13 protein-coding genes are annotated in these 19,911 nt (G+C 51.0%); 7 read left to right on the top strand and 6 right to left on the bottom strand.

The window, feature by feature from the left end; all coding sequences use genetic code 11:
* Positions 1-1,098 precede the first annotated feature (1,098 nt).
* The 3 genes from HF984_RS07295 to HF984_RS07285 are packed head-to-tail and all read right to left on the bottom strand — an operon-like array spanning position 1,099 to position 5,250.
* Positions 1,099-2,010 (bottom strand): hypothetical protein, encoded by a 912-nt coding sequence (locus tag HF984_RS07295; protein ID WP_168615023.1) that lies wholly within the window; start codon positions 2,008-2,010, stop codon positions 1,099-1,101.
* A 49-nt stretch (positions 2,011-2,059) separates the two neighbouring features.
* Positions 2,060-3,259 (bottom strand): restriction endonuclease subunit S, encoded by a 1,200-nt coding sequence (locus HF984_RS07290; RefSeq protein WP_168615022.1) that lies wholly within the window; start codon positions 3,257-3,259, stop codon positions 2,060-2,062.
* Entirely contained in the window at positions 3,259-5,250 is a 1,992-nt protein-coding gene (locus tag HF984_RS07285; RefSeq protein WP_168615021.1) for an N-6 DNA methylase, read from the bottom strand. The genes HF984_RS07290 and HF984_RS07285 overlap by 1 nt, the downstream gene beginning before the upstream one ends.
* 209 nt (positions 5,251-5,459) lie before the next feature.
* Here HF984_RS07285 and HF984_RS07280 point away from each other — a divergent pair, with 209 nt between their 5' ends.
* Together HF984_RS07280 and HF984_RS07275 are read left to right on the top strand one after the other, a co-directional pair.
* Positions 5,460-5,936, top strand: coding sequence for a YdbT family protein (locus HF984_RS07280; protein ID WP_168615020.1), 477 nt, complete (start codon positions 5,460-5,462; stop codon positions 5,934-5,936).
* 74 nt (positions 5,937-6,010) lie between these two features.
* Positions 6,011-6,436 (top strand): GNAT family N-acetyltransferase, encoded by a 426-nt coding sequence (locus HF984_RS07275; RefSeq protein ID WP_168615019.1) that lies wholly within the window; start codon positions 6,011-6,013, stop codon positions 6,434-6,436.
* A 50-nt stretch (positions 6,437-6,486) separates the two neighbouring features.
* On the opposite strand, the gene HF984_RS07270 is transcribed toward HF984_RS07275, so the two are convergent.
* Positions 6,487-9,108: a DNA gyrase/topoisomerase IV subunit A gene (locus tag HF984_RS07270; RefSeq protein WP_168615018.1), complete on the bottom strand. Its 2,622-nt coding sequence runs from the start codon at positions 9,106-9,108 to the stop codon at positions 6,487-6,489.
* A gap of 706 nt (positions 9,109-9,814) precedes the next feature.
* Here HF984_RS07270 and HF984_RS07265 point away from each other — a divergent pair.
* From HF984_RS07265 to HF984_RS07250, 4 genes are all read left to right on the top strand, one after another.
* Positions 9,815-11,482: an Ig-like domain-containing protein gene (locus HF984_RS07265; protein WP_168615017.1), complete on the top strand. Its 1,668-nt coding sequence runs from the start codon at positions 9,815-9,817 to the stop codon at positions 11,480-11,482.
* A 143-nt stretch (positions 11,483-11,625) separates the two neighbouring features.
* Positions 11,626-14,415 (top strand): bifunctional acetate--CoA ligase family protein/GNAT family N-acetyltransferase, encoded by a 2,790-nt coding sequence (locus HF984_RS07260; protein ID WP_343947371.1) that lies wholly within the window; start codon positions 11,626-11,628, stop codon positions 14,413-14,415.
* Positions 14,416-14,491: 76 nt separating this feature from the next.
* Entirely contained in the window at positions 14,492-15,079 is a 588-nt protein-coding gene (locus tag HF984_RS07255) for a DUF5998 family protein (RefSeq protein ID WP_168615015.1), read from the top strand.
* Positions 15,079-16,311 carry an alkaline phosphatase family protein gene (locus HF984_RS07250; RefSeq protein WP_168615014.1) on the top strand — a complete coding sequence of 411 codons (1,233 nt, stop codon included), beginning with the start codon at positions 15,079-15,081 and terminating at the stop codon, positions 16,309-16,311. Before HF984_RS07255 ends, HF984_RS07250 begins: the two co-directional genes overlap by 1 nt.
* 51 nt (positions 16,312-16,362) lie before the next feature.
* Here the strand turns inward: HF984_RS07250 and HF984_RS07245 are convergent, their stop codons facing one another.
* Positions 16,363-17,409: a hypothetical protein gene (locus tag HF984_RS07245; RefSeq protein ID WP_168615013.1), complete on the bottom strand. Its 1,047-nt coding sequence runs from the start codon at positions 17,407-17,409 to the stop codon at positions 16,363-16,365.
* 48 nt (positions 17,410-17,457) lie between these two features.
* Positions 17,458-18,984 carry a septation protein SepH gene (gene sepH, locus HF984_RS07240; RefSeq protein ID WP_168615012.1) on the bottom strand — a complete coding sequence of 509 codons (1,527 nt, stop codon included), beginning with the start codon at positions 18,982-18,984 and terminating at the stop codon, positions 17,458-17,460.
* A gap of 589 nt (positions 18,985-19,573) precedes the next feature.
* Here sepH and HF984_RS07235 point away from each other — a divergent pair.
* Positions 19,574-19,870, top strand: a complete 297-nt coding sequence (locus tag HF984_RS07235; protein ID WP_168615011.1) for a DUF4193 domain-containing protein — start codon at positions 19,574-19,576, stop codon at positions 19,868-19,870.
* The last annotated feature ends 41 nt before the right edge of the window (positions 19,871-19,911 follow it).

Genomic DNA, 19,911 nt, shown 5'->3' with positions numbered 1-19,911 from the left:
TTTGAGAATATTTGTGGTTATTTATCCTCAAGGTTGCCGCTATGGTGGGGCCGTTGTCTAGTTGGTGGGTGTGAGGTGTGTGCATACTTTTGAATAAGCCTCAATAACTATCTCAGCCGACACATGCTGGGAATGCAAGGACTAATCTTGGACTCAGCAAGCCTTATTAAGGCGTTGGATGCGGCTCCTGTCAAGAAAATTAATTGATTGAGTTAATGATATTCGAATATCTCGTACGATTCGTGAATTTTGGATGCAAACTAAGCCCTCGGTATTGCTCGTTTGACCCGAGGCTGTAGAAATCTCACCGACTCTAACCCAACTAACTCCGTCGTGGTTCGACAAACTCGAAGAGCCTTGAAGCAGAAGAACAACAGGGTGGCTCAATCCCTTATAGAGTGCATACGGTTGCATTGATGCTGTAGTTAGCAAGCTTAGAGTTCTTCCTTGGGGCAATGAATCACCATCACAGTAATCTGCCGCAAGTAGTAGTGAGTTTGCGCAAGGCAAAAACTTACCTCATCGATCTACAGCTATCCTCAAAGGGTAGAACGTCACCGATTTCCAAAGCCAATGTAATACGGTCGCTCTTCTGGTACTGCTCATATAAATGGGTGGTCTGTAATATAACGGTTGCGGGTCTTTCGTCATCGACGGCTATGGCGCTAATCGGTTTAGATCCATGCAGTGAAAGAATCCAAGCCACCGTATTCGAATCTTAGTCATACGGGGTGTGGCACAATAGTAAACGGTGATTAGTGATTTCATGCATGCTTTATATTGACTTTAGAGCGTACTTCTATTGGCGGTGGCTTGTGAGCCATTCCCGTCTACCGTGACGACATCCCGGCCATTTTTGTCTTAAGGATATAACGGGGCGAGTTGGTTATTTATGCCTAAGGTTCCACCTATTTTTGGGTACTCGTAAATATAGCGCGAGTAAGGGCGAGCGTTTTGAATAATGTGATTTATATTCCTTATACTACTGATAGTAATTTATATATTTTCCGAAAATCTTGCAAATGTGGCAAATAAAAAACTATATCGCCATATTTAAAAATTTCGATATATATTCATATATTAATTATTGAAAATAATCTAGTTAGTTGCCCAATTTATTATGATATTAAAAAACTTTTCCGCAAATCCGGAGATTAAAAGGTAGGAGGTTGCAATAGATATAGACGTTATCAGGGTGTCAATCCAAAATATCCTTGGAGTGGCTAAAGCGGCATTGTCGATAGTTTTTTGGCTAGGATTTAATTTTAAACTTGCTGAAATTAGGGAATTGATTGAACGTATATTACGAGCAGCTATCGGTACTGGCAAAATGGCAAACAGCATGCTAACTAAGGTGATGGTGAAGATGGGGGTAAATTCTATATAGTTATCCCTTAGGAAATTAAATTTATCAACAAAGGTGTTTAGAGTTACTGAAAAGGATGTAAAATTCCATTCGGTATTTTCGTTTACTTCTTTAGAGATGTCGAGGATGGTTACGCCATTCTTGCTGACGGACTTGAATTCTGCTAAGAAATAAACTAAAGAAAAAACCGGCAAAACTGCAGATATTATAAACGAAAAAAATGTAAATCCCATACTGTAATTTGAGAAATTTTTCTTGGTCCTCATATACCTTATTATGGTAAACAGTGTAAGGAAAATGGATGTGCCGATAATCCAGTACAAGATGGTTATTATGCTACCAATGAAGGAGACATAAAGAACGATGAATGCAATTATGGGAAAGAGTAGTAGGAATACATATGCAAGTGCGTCGTCGTTCGATGTGGGGCTGGTGTAAGAACTTTTTTTGGTTATTTCAATTTTTGAGGAGTAGGAATATGAGGATTGAAAATAAGAATAGGGTGCTGGTTGGACGCCGCTTTTCTGAATTTTTTCTATATTTTTTGAATCTTTGAATAGTCCAATAATTGTCTGCTTATCTATGAAAAGCATAATTATAGAACTTATTAACCCAGATATGGTTCCTGTTATTATATCAGTCATTTCTTCTCTTTGTCTGTTGTTTTTTATTTTGTTATTAAATATTATTACTTCAATTTAATAAATCATGGAATCTTGAAATTTGCATGTTAAATTTTAATTCTTTCAAAAGGAATATGGATTTATCAATTTCAATTTTGATGCTCTGCCATAATTGATTGGAATTAAGGATGAAATCCGAAATATTTTTTTGTTGACTGGCCTCGAGTAACGGGATTCTAGTTATCTCGAGCTTTTCTGTCGTTAAGTGGGGAATCGTTGACTGATTCGTCAGATTATTGAGGTCGCCAAACAGCAACTGCGATCTGATGCAGAAATCTATAAAATGCGGGTCTGCTAGACCTGGGCGCACCCGTACTCTGTTAATCGAGTTCTGAAAACCCCAGCCCGGTAAGTCCTCTTCGAGCACAGCACTCCGGCCAAAACCAGCGCCACCCTCAACTACCAAGACATCATCCTTGCGAAGTTCTAGATATGACAGCTCAGAAGACGAGAACCACATCTCTTTCTTATCTGTTTCATAAGTTAATACTCCACCCGGTTGAACATTAGCTGCCCGGATATAAGGTGCAAGCTTCATCCCACCCCTATCAGCAGGAGTAATCATCTTGCCCAGCGTAATATCAGCAAAACGTTTCAACGGTACAGTTTCAACGCCGGGGGGATAGGTCAAATTTCGTAGTTCGGCGTTAAATTTTTCAGTTGTCAGCTCAAGCAAGCGGGTCTGGTCATCAATAAACTCATCAATCTCCGCCAACTCACGATCCAACTCGTCCGCAATACGAACCTGCTCATTGAGTTCTGGGAGAGGGAACCTGAGGTTCTTGACATATTCCTCTGAAACTCTCTTCAAACCTCCTGCACCAGTCATCGAAGAAATAGCGGGTTGCATAAATTCGGGTGTTCGTAGCAGATAGGACAAGTATCTTTGATCTACGCCTGGCTTAGGTCGAAGAACGGTCAGCTCCGTAGTTGCGAAACTGGGGCCATCGAGTGAAGAACCTAAAATTCCCTTACCATTTTCGAAGCATGGAGTTACCTTCGCATACGCAACATCTGTAGGTTCAAGATAGGTATATCCAGTGGTGAGCTCAGATGCATTTCTAAACTCCACATCTTTATTGAGAACTCCGAAGGAAATAATTTTGTCCATCGGATAGATAGGAAATTTTTCCTTCGAAAACTTCACAGAATCGGGAACAGGAGGATTGAAATCAGCTAGATACTTTAGTTTTACTAATGGCGCGCTCATTACCCCATCCCCTCTTCCAGCCTCTTCTTGATGCGGCCCAGTACTTCGTTCAGGTCGCGGTCAATCTCCTCTAGCGGGCGGGGCGGCACATACTCATAAAAATGACGGGTGAAAGGAATTTCTGCACCCTCCTTGGTCTTGGACTCATCCACCCAAGCATCCGGCACAAACGGCTTCACCTCGCGCTCCATATACTCATGAATATCCGCGTCCCACGGAACATTCTCGGTATCACGCAACGTAGCGTCAGCCACCGGCTTCTTATTCTTCTCGACAACCGGTGCAGACTCATCACGCTCAGCCAACTCATCCACCAACTTGGTCAAAGCTACAGGCTTCACCGCAACACCGGCGTCCGCAAAAACCTTCAACAAATCAGCCTTAGGCTCAGCCGCAGAAGTAGACAGCACACCAGCCTTAGCTTCAACCAAAGCATCTAAACCAGCACGAACAGCCGCAACTTGCTCATCAGAGAGCTTCAGCTTGCCAAACTCCTTAGAAGTCAAGAGCCGCTCAACACGCTCAGCCGTAAAACCCCAGGTCAAACGCAACGGGCGCTCCACAGTAATCGTGCGATACAAAAAATCCTCACGCTTAAACACTTTCGACCGCTTATCATCCGCCTCATCAAATGCCTCAAACAGACGCACAATCTCAGCAATATGCTCAGCGCTCAAACGTTTACGCTTAGAACCCACCGACTTGCGCATCTTCTCAAACATCTCAGTCGCATCAATCAACTGAACTTTGCCACGGCGCTCCGACTTCTTCTGCTTGTTCAACACCCACACATAGGTTGAAATGCCGGTGTTATAGAACATGTCAGTCGGCAAACCAATGATTGCCTCAAGATAATCGTTGTCCAGTACCCACTTACGAATATTGGACTCACCCGAACCCGCACCACCGGTAAACAGGGGAGAACCATTGAGAACAATAGCGCCACGGCCACCCACCTGAGCCACACCGTCATGAGAAACACCGGGCTCACGCAACTTAGAAATCAAGTGCTGCAAAAAGAGTAGCGAGCCGTCTGAAACACGGGGTAGACCCGCACCAAATCGCCCGTTGAAGCCCTGGTTCTTGTGTTCAGCTTCGACAACCGCTTTGGCTCCCTTCCAATCAACCCCAAAGGGTGGATTGCTCAAACCATAGTGGAAAGTGCGGTTCTCAAAAGCCGGGTTAGTTAGGGTATTGCCCAGAGCAATATTCTCAACATCCTGCCCCTTCACCACCATGTCAGCCTTACAAATCGCATACGACTCGGGGTTCAGTTCTTGACCCAGCAGGTTTACATCAATCGTAGGGTTCAGGTTCTTGATCTTCTCATCAGCCACAGAGAGCATGCCGCCGGTGCCCGCCGTCGGATCATAAACCTCACGCACAATATGCTTGGTGTTCAAATCTTCGTCATCAGCTAGTAGCAGACTCACCATTAGCTCAATCACCTCACGCGGCGTAAAGTGCTCACCGGCAGTCTCATTAGAAGCCTCCGCAAACTTACGGATCAGCTCCTCAAAGATATTGCCCATCTGCTCGTTGCTGACGTTATCAGGGTGCAAATTCACCTTATTGAAGTGCTGCATTACCTGAAAGAGCAGATTCTGCGAGGCGAGGTCAGCAATCGTGTCTTCGAACTTATACTTCTCAAAAATATCGCGCACGTTCTCAGAGAAACGGTTGATATAACTTCGCAGATTCTGCTCGAGGGTATCCGGGTCACCCAGCATTGTGCTCAGCGTGTGGTGCGACAGGTTATAAAAGCTGTACTCATGGCCCGCTTTAGCTCGCAACATTGCAGTCGGAATCTCATCCAACTCAAAGCCTTCAGCAGCTTTCAAAACTTCCTGCTTAGTAGGCGCTAGCGTCGCGTCCAAACGGAAGAGCACCGTCAGCGGCAAAATCACTTCACCATACTGATGCTGCTTATAGGTACCGCGCAAAATATCGGCAGCAGACCAAATGAACTGCGAATAATTCAAAGAAGACACAAAATCCCTTCAGAAACCTCTACATGCCGGCGTGCGCAGACACACTACAAGTCTAGGTGAATTCGTATGTCGCTGAGTGAAGTTTCACCCGGTCAGTTCAAAAGAAGACATAGATGACGCACTAGCAAAGGCAACGAATGATACCCCTAGGCTTTTTGTGACGCATTCCATATAATCACTATGAAATGGAACCAATCGTAGGAGAACCGGTGAGTACCCCGATTTTTAGCTCCACCGCAAGACTAGCTCGACCTTTTCAGTTTCTGATGGGCGGCATTGTCATCATGCAAATTGGCATCGCGGTTTTAGTTCGTTTATTTCCTGGTGCCGATGACGGCGGCGTTTTGCTATCTCTGATAGTGCCCGGTCTGATTCTGCTGATGTGCTTCTCCATCCTTGCCGCCACCACGAGACTAACCATTACCGAGGATCATGTCGCAGTAAAAACTTTCGGGATCTTCTCCACAACCATTAATCGTGAAGATATTCAGGACGCGTGGGTGGGCAAACCCACCCGTCTTGGCACCGGTGCAGGGTTACGCATCATGGGTAATAACACCACCGGCTATCTAACGGGTGGTCCCAACGTGGTTATCGAAACACGCGATGGCGCTAGAACCGCGGTTTCTACGCCAAATCCTGAACACGCCGTAGCAACATTGAAAACTTCTGCGCGCACCCCATAGAAAGCAGTGCTTCGAAACCAGCGAGCCGTAGTATCTTGTGAATACTCATCAAAGCAGCACTTCAAGGAGACCGCATGGCTATTACGTATAGTGTCGTCCAGGAGCTAGATTGTGAAAAGTTGCTTTCTCTCTACGACGCCGTGGGGTGGACTGCCTATACTCAGAGACCAGAAAACCTTGCACCCATGGTGGCTAACAGTTGGTATGTATGTGCTGCTCTCGACGGAACTCAACTGGTAGGGATGGTGCGCGTTGTGAGCGACGGACTGACGATTGCCTATATTCAAGACCTACTCGTACTGCCTAGCCATCAACGTCAAGGCATCGCCAGCGAGTTGATGCGCCGACTCCTCGTAGTTATCGAAAACGCTAAAATACGCCAAACATACCTCACCACCGATGCTTTCTCCGCCAACCAGCACGTCATCGACTTCTACACATCACTCGGTTTCATTCCTATTGGCGATTACGAGTGCACCACCTTGGCGCGATTTAAATAAAAGAACCGGGGCACATCCACTGTGTGTCCCCGGTTCTTCACGAACCGAAATTAGAAGAGAGCGTCCTCGCTGGGTTCAAGAGCAACGGGCGTCTCAACCTCAGCCGAGCCGGATGCGGGACCCGCCGCGTCCTCAACGGTTGATGAAGCCGCCGCCGCAGCAGCCGGGGCTACGCGCGGTTCAGTGACCGCATAGGCAGGACCGATCGCCGCAACAGCCTGAGTCAGGGGAACACCGGAACCATCGCGTGCGCCGAACTCACTGGGCAGCTTACGCGAAACACCGGCAGGAGAGACTGCCTTGGCAGGACCCACACCAACCCAGGCAAGCTCTAACTTGCTTTCGCCAGTGACAAAACGATGGGCGCGCACGCCAGCTGTCGCGCGTCCCTTCGCGGGGAACTCAGACAACTCGGTGACCTTAGCCGAAGGATCAAAATCACTACTCGAATCGGTAATTGTGACCACCTGAGCGTCAGTACCGGGAGCCGTCACACCAAAGGCAATCACCCTGTCATCATCGGCAACCTTAATACCAGCCATGCCGCCACCAGCGCGTCCTTGCGGACGAACCTTAGACGCATCGAAAGTCAGCAGTTTTGCCTGCTCAGTCACGAATGTCAGGTTCTCATCGCCAGCGTCAGCCACGGCAACACCGATCACACGGTCGCCCTTCTTCAGCTTAATCACTTCCCAATCATCACGGTTGAGCGGGTACTCGGGGTTGACGCGCTTTACTACACCGCGCTCAGTCGCCAGTGCCAGAACCTTATTGATGGGTGCTAAGCCAATCAGAGTCTCACCCTTAGCCAGCGAAACAACCTCGGCAGCCTTTACGCCGGAAGAGAGCAGGGGCGTGCCCGCTGAATCTTCAAGCTGAGCCAAATCCATAACGTTGACACGAATCATGCGACCGGCAGATGTCACGGCACCAATCTCACCGCGCGCCGTCGTTGCAACAGCAGACACCAGCGCATCGTGCTTAATGCGCTTGCCCGGTTCCTTCAACGGAGTCAGCTCACCCTTGGACGCGACGGTACGACCAATCAAACCTGAAGTAGACAGCAGAACCCAGCTCGGATCGTCAGCGATTTCAAGCGCCAGCCCCAAGCCCTTCTTCTTAGAAGGCTCAGCACCGGCAGCCGCAGCAACCTCAGCCAAATCGTCCTTATTCGTGATCTTGGTGCGACGATCCGTACCGTAGAGATCAGCGACGTCCTGCAACTCAGAAGACACCAGATCACGTAGCTTAGTTTCTGAAGCAAGAATTGACTCGAGCTCAGCAATATCAGCCTGCAGCTCATCACGCTCAGCCTCAAGCTCAATGCGCGAATACTTGGTGAGCTGACGCAAACGCAACTCAAGAATATGGTTAGCCTGTACCTCGGTCAGATCATAAATCTGCATCAGGCGCTCGCGAGCCTGTGCAGTTTCATCAGAAGTGCGAATAATCTGAATAACCTCGTCGATATCGACGATAGCCACCAGCAAGCCTTTCACCAGGTGCAGGCGATCTTTGCGCTTGCCCAGACGGTGCTCAGTACGGCGACGCACTACCTCAATGCGGTGGTTCGCGTAGACGCGCAACAAATCCAGCAAGCCAAGTGTCTGCGGCTGACCATCGACCAGCGCCACATTATTGATGCCGAAAGAATCTTCAAGCGGAGTGTACTTATACAAAGAAGCCAGCACCGCGTGGGGATCAAAACCGTTCTTTACCTCAATAACAAGGCGCAACCCGTGCTTGCGATCCGTGAAATCCTGAACATCAGAGATACCCACGAGCTTCTTATTATTAACGCCGTCTTTAATCTTCTCGATGACCTTTTCAGGGCCAACCATGTACGGCAATTCGGTCACCACAATGCCACGCTTGCGAGCGGTCACTTGTTCAATGCTGACCTTCGCGCGCGTCTTGAAAATACCGCGTCCGGAGGCATACGCATCCTTAATACCCTTGGTGCCCACAATGACGCCGCCCGACGGTAAATCAGGGCCGGGAATAAACTTCATAATCTCAGGCAGAGTTGCCTCGGGATTTTCCAGCAAATGACGCGTGCCAGCAATAACCTCGCGCAGGTTATGCGGTGCCATATTAGTAGCCATACCAACCGCAATACCGGTTGCACCGTTGACCAAAAGATTAGGGAACGCGGCGGGCAGAACAGCGGGCTGCATGAACTGGTTGTCGTAGTTGGGCACAAAATCTACGACGTTCTCGTCCAAGTTGTTGGTGAGCGCAAGAGCTGCGGAATCCATGCGAGCTTCGGTGTAGCGCGATGCCGCCGGGCCGTCATCCAACGAACCAAAGTTGCCATGACCATCGACGAGAGGCAGACGCATCGCAAAGGGCTGCGCCAGGCGCACCATCGCATCGTAAATAGCGGCATCACCGTGCGGGTGCAGTTTACCCATGACCTCGCCCACCACGCGAGCAGATTTCACATGGCCTTTATCGGGGCGCAAACCCATCTGCTGCATCATATATAGGATGCGACGCTGCACGGGTTTGAGGCCGTCGCGGGCATCGGGCAGTGCGCGCGAGTAAATCACCGAGTAGGAGTACTCCAGGAAGCTGGATTCCATCTCGGTTGAAACGTCGATATCAACGATGTTCTCAACGATGTCCTCGGGGTAATTGTCAACAACGTTTTTAGATGAGCGCCGTGCCATGAACGTCCTTCAGCTTGCGTGGATAGAAAACATGGATAGAAAAAGTGCTCTTATGGGTAGAGAACGCTTGATTCTAGTTTACAGGGTAGAGGTGACTAGCTGTGCTTGCGTGAGTGGAATGCCATACATGAGATATATGACCTAGTGAGGCATTAGTTTTTTAAAAAATGGCACGAAAGCCACCTTTATCGTCGAGTATGAAAAATAAAGTCCCATTGAAGTGTTTGGTCGCTGTAGGTGGTCTAGAAATATATTTACCGGTGCGTAACTAGTGGAGGAAAAAGAGTATGAAATATTGGTTTTTGGAGAGGTTGCTGATTTAAATTATAGGTGGCGAAAGGGGACAAGAATTGCCAACAGGTCTACAAATGTCCCCTAAAAAACCCTCAAAAATCCTTGTTATCTCGCGGATTTTTAGTAATAAATCGCATTTTTAAACAATCCAATAAACACTTCTGTGGTTTTCTTTATTTTGCGGTAGATATAAATGTATTCTTTTAAATGTGCTGTTTGAGTTTTGGGAAGAAAGCTCAAAATGTCCCCCGCATATATCCCCCACATCACGCGATGACAACCTGTCGCGGATTAAAAGGGAAAATTTCATCGTCAGTAACACCTGGAAGAAAACGCTGACGGTTAGATTCAAGGATCTACATGCCCCGATGTTAATCCGAATTCGCACCGCGAACATACAACAAGGAGAGACATGCGTAAGCAGACAGCTGCCCTCATTGCAGCAACCACAGCACTCGGTGGCGTAGCATTCGTAGGAATGCCCGCTGGAGCAGAAGAAATCACCAACGCCGTACTGAACGTGAACGTTCAGGGTCAGAACATTAAGGTTGGCGACGTCCTTACCTTGGACGCAACCTGGCATGTACCCGATAACTCACAGCCTGGCGATACCTTCACCCTCGATTTGCCTGCCGAGCTGATCCCCATGGCAACCACCTTCAACCTTTACAACGAAACCGGCGACGTCGTTGCTGTAGCAAACGTTGCAAACGGTCAAATCGTTGTCACCCTTTCAGATTTTGTTGCTACCCACCCTGTTAACATTCACGGCACCCTGACTCTTCAGGCACGTGTTTCACAGGCAGCAACCCCCGGTCAGCCCATCATTCTCAACTGGACCGGTCAGGCAACCGCGATCACCCCCAGTGCAGGCACCGTTGTTGGTGCAAAGACTCAGTCCGAAAAGTACGGCTGGAACACCGCTACCGGTTCTGCAAAGTGGGCTATTGAAGTTCCCGGTGAAAAGAACAACGCTGTTCTCACCGATACTCCCGAAAATGTTGCCCTCAAGTGCGATACCCTGAACATTCGCATCGGTTCACAGGAAAACGGCTACCCCAAGTCATGGCAGCCTTTCTCACCCGTATCAACCGACTGCACCACCGGTCAGCTAGTTGTAAACCTGGGTAACGTTCCCGCGGGTCAGCTGGTACACGTTGAAATCGACTCAACCCCTAATGCGGGTGTCGCGGAGGCGCTCAACGACTGGTCACTGACTTCACTTGAAGGCATCACCGGCGGCACTGCAGCTGTGAAGACCTACCAGGGTAGTGGCACCGGCGACGGCGAGGCTCTTCCTCCCGTGCCTTCAGAGTCTCCTACTGATTCCTCAGTGACTCCGCCTACCCCTTCAGAAACTCCTGTGCCTTCAGAGACCCCGGTAGAAACTCCTACTCCTTCTGAGACTCCGGTAGAGCCTCCTACTCCTTTGGAAACTCCTGCGCCCTCAGAGACTCCTTCTGAGACCCCGGTAGAAACTCCTGAACCCTCCGATACTCCTTCGGCAACCCCTTCAGAGACTCCCGCAACTGTAACCGCAGTTGAGAGCCCCAAGCCTTCTGAGACTCCTTCAGAGACTTCAGTTGAGACTCCGGCACAGACCCCTGCGCCCTCAGAGACTCCTTCTGAGACCCCGGTAGAAACTCCTGAACCCTCCGATACTCCTTCGGCAACCCCTTCAGAGACTCCCGCAACTGTAACCGCAGTTGAGAGCCCCAAGCCTTCTGAGACTCCTTCAGAGACTTCAGTTGAGACTCCGGCACAGACCCCTGCGCCCTCAGAGACTCCCGCGACTGTGACCTCTGTTGAAGAAACTCCTGAGGCACCCGTGGCAGAGACCACCTCACCTGCAACCTCCATGGTTGTCACTGATGGCGGTAACACCGGTAACGGCTCAAGCACCGGTTACTCAGTTCAGGGCCACACCTCAAACAGTGCGGCTCAGGCACCTGCAACTTCATCACGCGGTGCACTTGCTTACACCGGCTTTAGCTCAACTCAGGTTGCTGTAGCTGGCGTTGGCATCCTTGCTCTCGGCGCGATCGCGGTAGCGGCTTCACGTCGCCGTCGTAACTCCTAATTTTTAGGATTTTCAGAGCCCCTTCTCGAATTCGAGAGGGGGCTCTTTCGTATTCCGGGGCTCGAGCGGCAAAAAGTATGTGGTATGCGCCACAGCTTGCTAGGATGGTGGTTATTACTATTAGCCTGAGTAAAGGTCCTAACGTGAGCACCTCTAAGCCCTCGAGCCCCAAGAACCCAACAACGGCAGAGATTCCTTTCATTTACCCAGCGCATTGGGAAGCTGATGTAGTTTTGCGCGATGGCGCCACGGCTCATTTGCGCCCGGTGGTGCCCACAGACCGCGAGGCGCTAGAAACCATGTATGCCGGGCAGTCTGAGAAAACGATTTACCTGCGTTTCTTTGGGTACAAGCCGAAACTCAGCGATAAAGAACTTACCCGTTTTACGACGGTTGACCACAATGACCGTGTGGCATTCGTGCTTTTTCTAGGCGACGAAATGATTGGTATTGGAAGATACGATCGCAGTCATGTGCCAGAGGAAGCTGAGGTAGCCTTCATGATTTCCGATGCGCATCAGGGGCGCGGGATCGGATCAATTTTGTTGGAGCACTTAGCGGCGGCTGCTAAGGAACGGGGGATTGTCCGTTTCTCAGCTGAAGTTTTGCCTCAAAACCGTAAGATGCTCAACGTGTTCAAAGACGCCGGGTACGAGGTTAAACGTGAGCTCGATGACGGGTTTGTCAACGTTCAGTTTGAAATTGATCCTACGGAGAGGTCTCGACAGGTGATGGAGGCTCGTGAACACCGTGCTGAGGCTCGCTCCATTGCTGAGCTATTGGCACCGCAAACGGTAGTGGTTATGGGGGATCCCAGCACGTGGGAGTCCGGGGCCGGGAAACTGATGGACAACATCGCGAGCGAAGGTTTTACCGGTGATCTATTTGCGGTGTGCCCGGGAGATATTAGAGAACAGAAATATCCGGTACACGCGTCCTTCGAAACTATAGAAGATACCGTGGATATCGCTGTCATCGATGCGCCGATTGACCGGGTTCAAGGTCTAGTTGAACAGTGCGGACGCGCCGGGGTGCGCGGTGCCGTCGTGATGACTACAGGTTACGCCGACGATGGTGCGCGCGGACGTACTCGCCAAAAAACACTGGTCCGTGTAGCGCGTACCTATGGGATGCGGCTGATTGGCCCGGCGTCGTTTGGTGTTATCAATACGGCGACCGACATTAAACTTGACCTGACGCTTACCGAGCATGACCCGGTATCCGGTAGTCTCGGAATTTTCACCCAGTCGTCAGCCCTGGGGCTCTTGCTGTCTAACTCGGCGGTGCGTCGTGGCATTGGTGTGTCTACTCTGGTATCTGCTGGTAACCGTGCAGATGTTTCGGGCAACGATCTGATGCAGTATTGGGAGGACGATAACGCTACCGAGGTCTGCGGACTTTATCTAGAATCTATAGGTAACCCACGTAAATTTAGCCGAATTGCCCGCAGGCTTGCACGCATTAAACCAGTAGTGGTTGCGACTAATGAGGTGACAGGTAGCCAGCTGCCACCGGGGCATTCAGGTCGTACTTCTATTGCTCCTGCAAAAGCGCTGGACTCTATGTTCGCGCAATCCGGTGTTATACGCGCTGACACCGTAGACCAGATGCTTGATATCTGTCAGATTCTTGTGACTCAGCCATTACCTCAAGGTAACCGAGTCGCTGTGGTGTCTAACGCTCATGCGTTGGGACAACTCATTGCAGAGCGCGCTACCCGTTACGGGGTGGAAGTCAAGAATTCGGAAGCAAAAATTGACCTGGCACACGATGGTTTGGACGTGCTGTATGACATTGTTATGAGTTCGCTAGAAGGCGCAGATATCGACGCGGCTTTCGCGGCATTTATGCCCTCTCACACCGTATCAGCCGAGGAGATTGCAACGGTTTTGCTCAAATGCTCTCAAGACAGCGGCAAACCTGTGGTGGCTTCGTTCCCTGGAATCGCTGAGCAACACAAGGTGCTACGCGGAATCTTTAAGGACGCATCTGTTGCAACTGACACCGATGAATTAGTTGCAGATAATGAAGAAGACCCTGACAATACAGCTAACGATACAACGAGTATCCTAGGGTTGCCCTGTTTCGAATCCGCAGGGCAGGCTGTTCACGCTATGGCATCGGTCATGAACTACGTCCAATGGCGCACCAGCGAATCAGGAACTCCAGAGCTTCCCGACGGTGCATCGCCCGCAACCGCTCAACGACTCATCAATGAGCTAATGCCGTCCGTAGCTGGTGAAGAACTTCTCGACATTGACCAAGAAGCTACTGCCCGCATCCTTGAAAGCTACGGAATAAGCCTGCTAAGGTCTATCGCATTTGAAACTGTTGAAGAAGCTCAGCTGGCCGTGCAAGAGCTCGGAGGTTACCCCGTCGTCCTCAAAACAACAGATATTGAAATGGCGCGGCGCATCGACCTCGGAGGCGTACGTCTGGGCATCGAATCAGACCAAGAGCTTGAGCGCGAAATTGAGCAGATGCATCGCTCGCTCAGCCCTTTTGGCACCTTCGATTTGATGGTGCAACGACAGGCACCCGGCGGTCAAACTGCGGTGCTGAGAGCACTCGAAGACCCTCTGCTGGGTCCCGTTGTTTCCTTCGGCATGGCAGGGGATGCGACCGTCCTTCTGGATGACTGGGCACACGGTATTCCGCCACTGACGTCTAACGACATCGACACCATGATGCGCACCCCCAAGGCGGCCATCAAACTGTGGGGGAGCAGCGGAGTACCTGCCGTGCGAGTCGATAAACTTCAAGACCTCATCGCCAAGGTAGCATCCCTCAAAGATAATCACCCTGAAATCGCTCACCTCGAACTCAACCCCATTATGGTTGCCGCAGAAGAACTCACCGTTGTCGCGTGCCACATGAAACTAGGAAACCCGCAACAGCGCACCGATTCAGCCCGACGTACAATGAGCAGCTAACCCAAAACGGCAGGTGCTTGCGCCACCGCGTAAAATAAGGTGAGATTACCACGTCATCAGCAACTGAAAGAGACCGATGAGTCAGAATGTTCCGCCCATCCGAGAACTGGTACAAGATATCAAGCGAGCTGGATTCTACCCAGAATTGGTGCTGGACGAGGTGGCTACAGTATTCGAGCCAGATGAAATCATCTCGCATCTGGTGCAGCTTGAAACCCACATTGACAGGGAAGAAGTTCACCGCCACATCACTGTTTTAGTTCTCACCGATACCCATCTTTTGGTGGCGCATCTCGATGATCAGCAACTGGATGAAGAGGGCTCTATCGTAGCTGCCCATATCAACTCAGAAATCGTTCCCTTGCGTCGACTGGGTACCGTCACCTCAAACCTGACCTACCTGCAACCTCAGCACTACGCACCCGGTATGCGCGCCAGCGAGCTACAACTTTCGATTGCATGGACAGGCTCCCAACGCATCGATGCTGGTCCAGCTGATTGCCCAGACCCACACTGCGCTGCAGAACACGGGTACACCGGATCAGCCGTCAGAGAAGACATCATGGTGCGTGTTTCTGCCAGTGCAGACGGCGCCGCAGCAATTATAAGCGCCCAGAAATTCGCCTCCGCCCTTCGCAAAGCTCACATGAAAGCAACAAAATAATGACGCTCACAGACTTTCGCGGAACTCCCGTCCCTACTGCGCCGCATTACGCAGCTAATAATGTGGCTGACCTCTTTGAATCTGCCGCAACACTCGTTGCCCAGCGCTCCCTGACCCCGCAAGACCACCCAACTCTCGGTGCAGGTCAGCACGATACCCTCGAGCTTTACCAGCGCTTGAAGGATGCAGGGCTGAACCCGGATTCTTATCGAAGCGTATGCGTTGTGATGGTCGACGGTTTTGGCGAAAACCTGCTCAGACGCTACGGATCTTATGCACCCTACCTGAAGAAAGTTCCCTCGTTAGGCCCGCTTCATTCAGCAATCCCTTCAACCACTGCAGCGTCCTTAACCTCCTTCGGCACCTCACTCGCGCCGGGAACTCATGGCGTTGCAGGCTATGAGGTTCGCAACCCGGATAATAACCAGGTCATGAACCAGCTCTCTGGCTGGGATAAAAACGTTGACCCGCACAGCTGGCAACCCTACCCAACAGTTTTTGAGCGCTATGAAAATCAGTGCGACGTCGCCACCGTATCGCTTTCAAAATATCAGGGGACAGGTTTGAGCGAAGCCGGACTGCGCGGCGGACGCTTTATCCATGCACAAACAGCCAGTGCACGCGTCACTATGGCACACAGTATTCTTTCAGCCCGCAAGCCCTCGCTTGTATACATGTACTGGGGTGAAATTGACCAAGCTGGCCACCGATACGGTGTGGACTCTCAGGAATGGATCGAACAGGTTGAAGAACTCAACCTGCATATGCGCCGGCTTGCAGAACGCTTACCAGCCCACGTCTTGCTGGTGTTGACCGCAGACCACGGCATGGTTGATATCCCAGAACCGCAACGTATTGACTACTCAGATCGCACCGAACTGTTGGAAAACGTTGAGCTCACGGCAGGTGAACCTCGAATGGTTCAGCTTTACCTCAAAGACTCATCAACCCAAGCGAAACAAGCAACGCTTAAAGCATGGGACGCCGCCTACGGCGATATCGCGTGGGTCATCGATACTGAGGACGCCTACCGTGAAGGTCTCTTCGGAGAGCACCTGAGCGATCAGGCGCGCGCTCGCATCGGCGATATTCTCATCGCTTGCCGTGAAGATTACGCTCTGTACGATATGCGACATTTCAAACCGCACGCTTTGAAAATGGTGGGCCAACACGGATCACTCACCGAGAACGAAACGCAGGTTCCCCTATTGGTGTTGCCGACTGGGGCATAAAAAAATAGCCTTGAAAAGCGAGATAGCTTTTCAAGGCTATTTTTTATGCTCTTATTGAGCGGGAGTTTGAACTGCCTGAGTAGCAGCGGCAGGCGCGTTCTGGGTAGCCGCGGGTGCTTCTTGCTGAGTTGCTGCAGGAGCGCTGGGGGCTTGTTGGGCAGGCTGAGTCTGAGCCGGAGCTTCAGCAGTGGTGGGCGCTGGCGCCTGTGTGGTGGCGGGTGCAGGTGCCTCACTGGGTTCTGCAGAAGCGGGAGCTGAGGATTCAGCCGGAGCTTCGGTGGTAGGCACCGGCGCGGCGGTTGTCGGTGCCGGAGCAACCGTTTGTACCGGGGCAGGTGTCTGTTGAACAGGAGCTTGTTCTACGGGAGCTCCCTGCACTGGAGCCGGTTGCTCTTCAACGGGCGCTACGGGTTCCTCAACAACCGGAGGTACATACGTCTCAGTCACCTCAGGCACAAAGCTACTGGTTGATGCGGGCTGAGGTGTTCGCGTGGGCGAAGACTTTTGCGAGGGCGATGCTGAGTTGCTCGAAGCAGGTGCCGCCACGGAGCGATCATTGGAATCTTGCGACAGCATCATGCCTATAGCCGCACCGGCACCTACTACAAGAACACCGAGAGCTCCCAGCAGAGCATATTTTCTATTGGAGCGAGAGCTCTCATACTCACTGGATGAAGGTCCCTGCGGCAAACCAGGAGCAGGACGCGAGGCAGCCACCGAGGACGCGGCGACAGGTGCTGCGGGTGCAGCAATAGCAGCCCGTCGCTTCCGTTCTTCTTTATCTCGCTCCTTGGCTTCTTGGGCAGCGGCTCGAGCCTCTACCTGATCGGCTAACTTCTCGCGGAGTGAGCGTTTTTCATACGTCTCACCGCGCGCCAGCAACGCCATTCCTAACGACGCATCCTCGGCGGTTGCAAAATCAGCTTCTTCAGCGGTGCCGTCCTCCGAAACATACTCGTAGCCATCTGCCAGCGGGGCAAGGGGCTGAGTTGCTTCAGAATCCTCAAGACCTGCTGCCGGTGATTCGAAAGGAACCGTGGGGTCAGCAGGTTCATCGAAGTGGTGATCACCCGATGTAGCGTTGCGTGAAGAATTCATAGAGTTAGTGTGCCTGACTGTGTATGAAACTGTTGTAAGCGCCGTATGTTAGCGGCGCTGGTTGCCGAAAATAATGTCGTCCCAGCTCGGTACTGAGGTACGCTTTGAGCGGTTTGGACGCGCGCTGAGCTTCGGCTCTGCCTCTTCTTCGGCAGACTTATTTACCAAGTCTACGTCCTTTTTTGTTTCTTCGACACTGTTCTGTGATGCGTCACCTAATGAATTTGTTGCCTCAGATTCCTCAGTGTTTGCGCCGGAATCAGTGCTTTCGGCATCATCTGAATCATGTGAAGTAAACGAGTCGGTAACAGAAGAGTCTAATGAATTGTGGGTATTAGTGTTCTGACCAGAGGTTTCTTCTTCCGCAGCGGGTGCTGAAGTTTCTGATTGCTGATTCTGTGATGACTCTTCTGTTGATTCGCTCTTGTCTGTAGCTTCACTGGCCGCGTCATGAGAAGTGTCAAGGTGTTCTACATCCACCGATTCAGTACTGAGGGCCTGTTCTTCTGCAGGTGCTGACTGGTTTTCCCCCTGTTCATCGCTTGAGGACAAGGCGGCATCGTCAGTTGCTGAAGCGTTCTTGTTCTGGTTAAGTACCGCGGGAACAGGCTGAATCTCGTGGTGAGGTGCGGACTCTGCTTGAGCAGGTGCGGTGCGTGTTGAGGAATGGCGGGCGCGTTCGAGCAGCTCAGCCAATTTACGTTCGTTGGGGGTGCCGCGCTTAGGTGAAGATGACGAGAAGAAGGTGGAGGAGGTTTTCTGAGTCTCTGACTCGTCGGTATTCGGGCGAGCGACGGTGTTAGCGTGAGGAGTGCCGCGTCGGGCAGCTAGCTCGTCCAACAGCTCATTGTGGGCGGGGTTGTGAGGTACTCGCACCTCTGAAATTTTTGGCTCGTCGACCTGAACCGGAGCGTCCTTGTCATCATGTGCGCCAATGCCGGGCAGAGGGCCATCGCCGGTGTTGTCGCGTCCCATGAGGAAGTACGCTGCTTCGTTGGAGGCGTAGATACTCTGGTTGGCGGGGTTGTACGTCCAACGGGCAGGGAATTCTGCGTTGCGCGGTAGAGCGTCGCGAACCTCTGAGGCAAACTCAAAATCGACACTGACAGTCCACTGACCTGATTCCTGCTGCCAGGTGGTCCACTGCGCGTCGTCCGGGGAGAAACCATAGTTTTCAGCTACGTGGGCAATGTGTTCGCGCAAGGGACGAGCGGTGTGATCGGCTGATCGACGTCCGGCAGTGGCTGCCGAAATTACCACGTTCTGAGCAGACTGGATGATGTTGGAGCGCTCCGCAAGAATGGGCCACTCATAGCGGCGGACGCGGTTGGCTTCCCAACCTGATTCTGCAACGATTTCTTCGACCGAAGCACCCTGTCGAAAACGAATCTGAATATCGCGCGGACCAAAAACTCCGTTGGAACCCAGTGCGCGTGCGGGCTGAGCGCGACGAGCCTTGGTGATGCTGGTGCGCAGGTTTTGGTCGATGGGTAGGCGATATGAAGTGCCGTCTTGTGCTTCAAGAACAAGACTTTCTCCGTCATCGTGGATTCCCACCAGGCGCAGGTTGAGCATGAAGACTCCTTTGAAGTGTTTGTGGTCGCGAGATATATCTTTACAAAAGATTACCGGGGGCAAGGGTACTTTTATTTGTACGGCGCATAGTTCAGCCAAACATTAATGTTAAATCTTTCGTTGAAGCCCTCAAAATAATAAATCTGAAGTGAAGGTTCAAAGATTTGACTAAGGGGCACCGGCGCGTGCATTTATATTGCTCTCTTGCGCTGTTCTTAGTTCCACCGCATCCTGAGCCATGTCGACACCCGGAATCCCCGACCCGCCACTGTTTGTGAGGGAGTCCCTAGTCTGTAGGAGAGAAAAAACATAAAAGTAACCCATGCTTAGTAGGCGGGCGGACAATCCGTCTACGAGCCCAAGAACCTCAGTCTCAACACGCAATGTTCGCTGTGTGAAGAAACAATCAGATCAACAAGAATCTCAACTAGACAAAACTAATTTAATAGTGAAAAATGCTACGCGTTACCCCAACACTTTTCAGTGGTTTGCACCGCTGAAAAGGGGCATCGCACAGATTACAAAGATCCGCCCTGGAATTTGCCGGTTGGCACATTCAGGCCTCACACTGAAGAAAGCGTGAAACACCTTGGCAACAGATTACGATGCGCCTCGTAAGCAGGACGAAAACAGTGAAGAGTCCATCGAAGAACTGAATGCGCACCGCTCAGAAATGCAGTCCGGCGCGGTTGATGAAGACGAAAACGCAGCGGCAGAAAGCTTTGAGCTTCCGGGTGCAGATCTCTCTAACGAAGAGCTGAACGTCGTTGTTCTTCCTGCTCAGGAAGATGAGTTCACTTGCGCGTCTTGCTTCCTTGTACGCCACCGTTCACAGATTGCACGTGAAGAAGGCGCACTGAAGTACTGCGTTGAGTGTGAGGGCTAATTGATAGCCTGAGATATAAAAAATGCCGGTAGTTAGCTACC

It is taken from the genome of Rothia terrae, from assembly GCF_012396615.1.
In the GTDB taxonomy this organism is placed as follows: Bacteria; Actinomycetota; Actinomycetes; order Actinomycetales; family Micrococcaceae; genus Rothia; species Rothia terrae.
The sequence above is the reverse complement of the archived record's forward strand: the minus strand, read 5'-3'. Positions and strand labels throughout refer to the sequence as shown.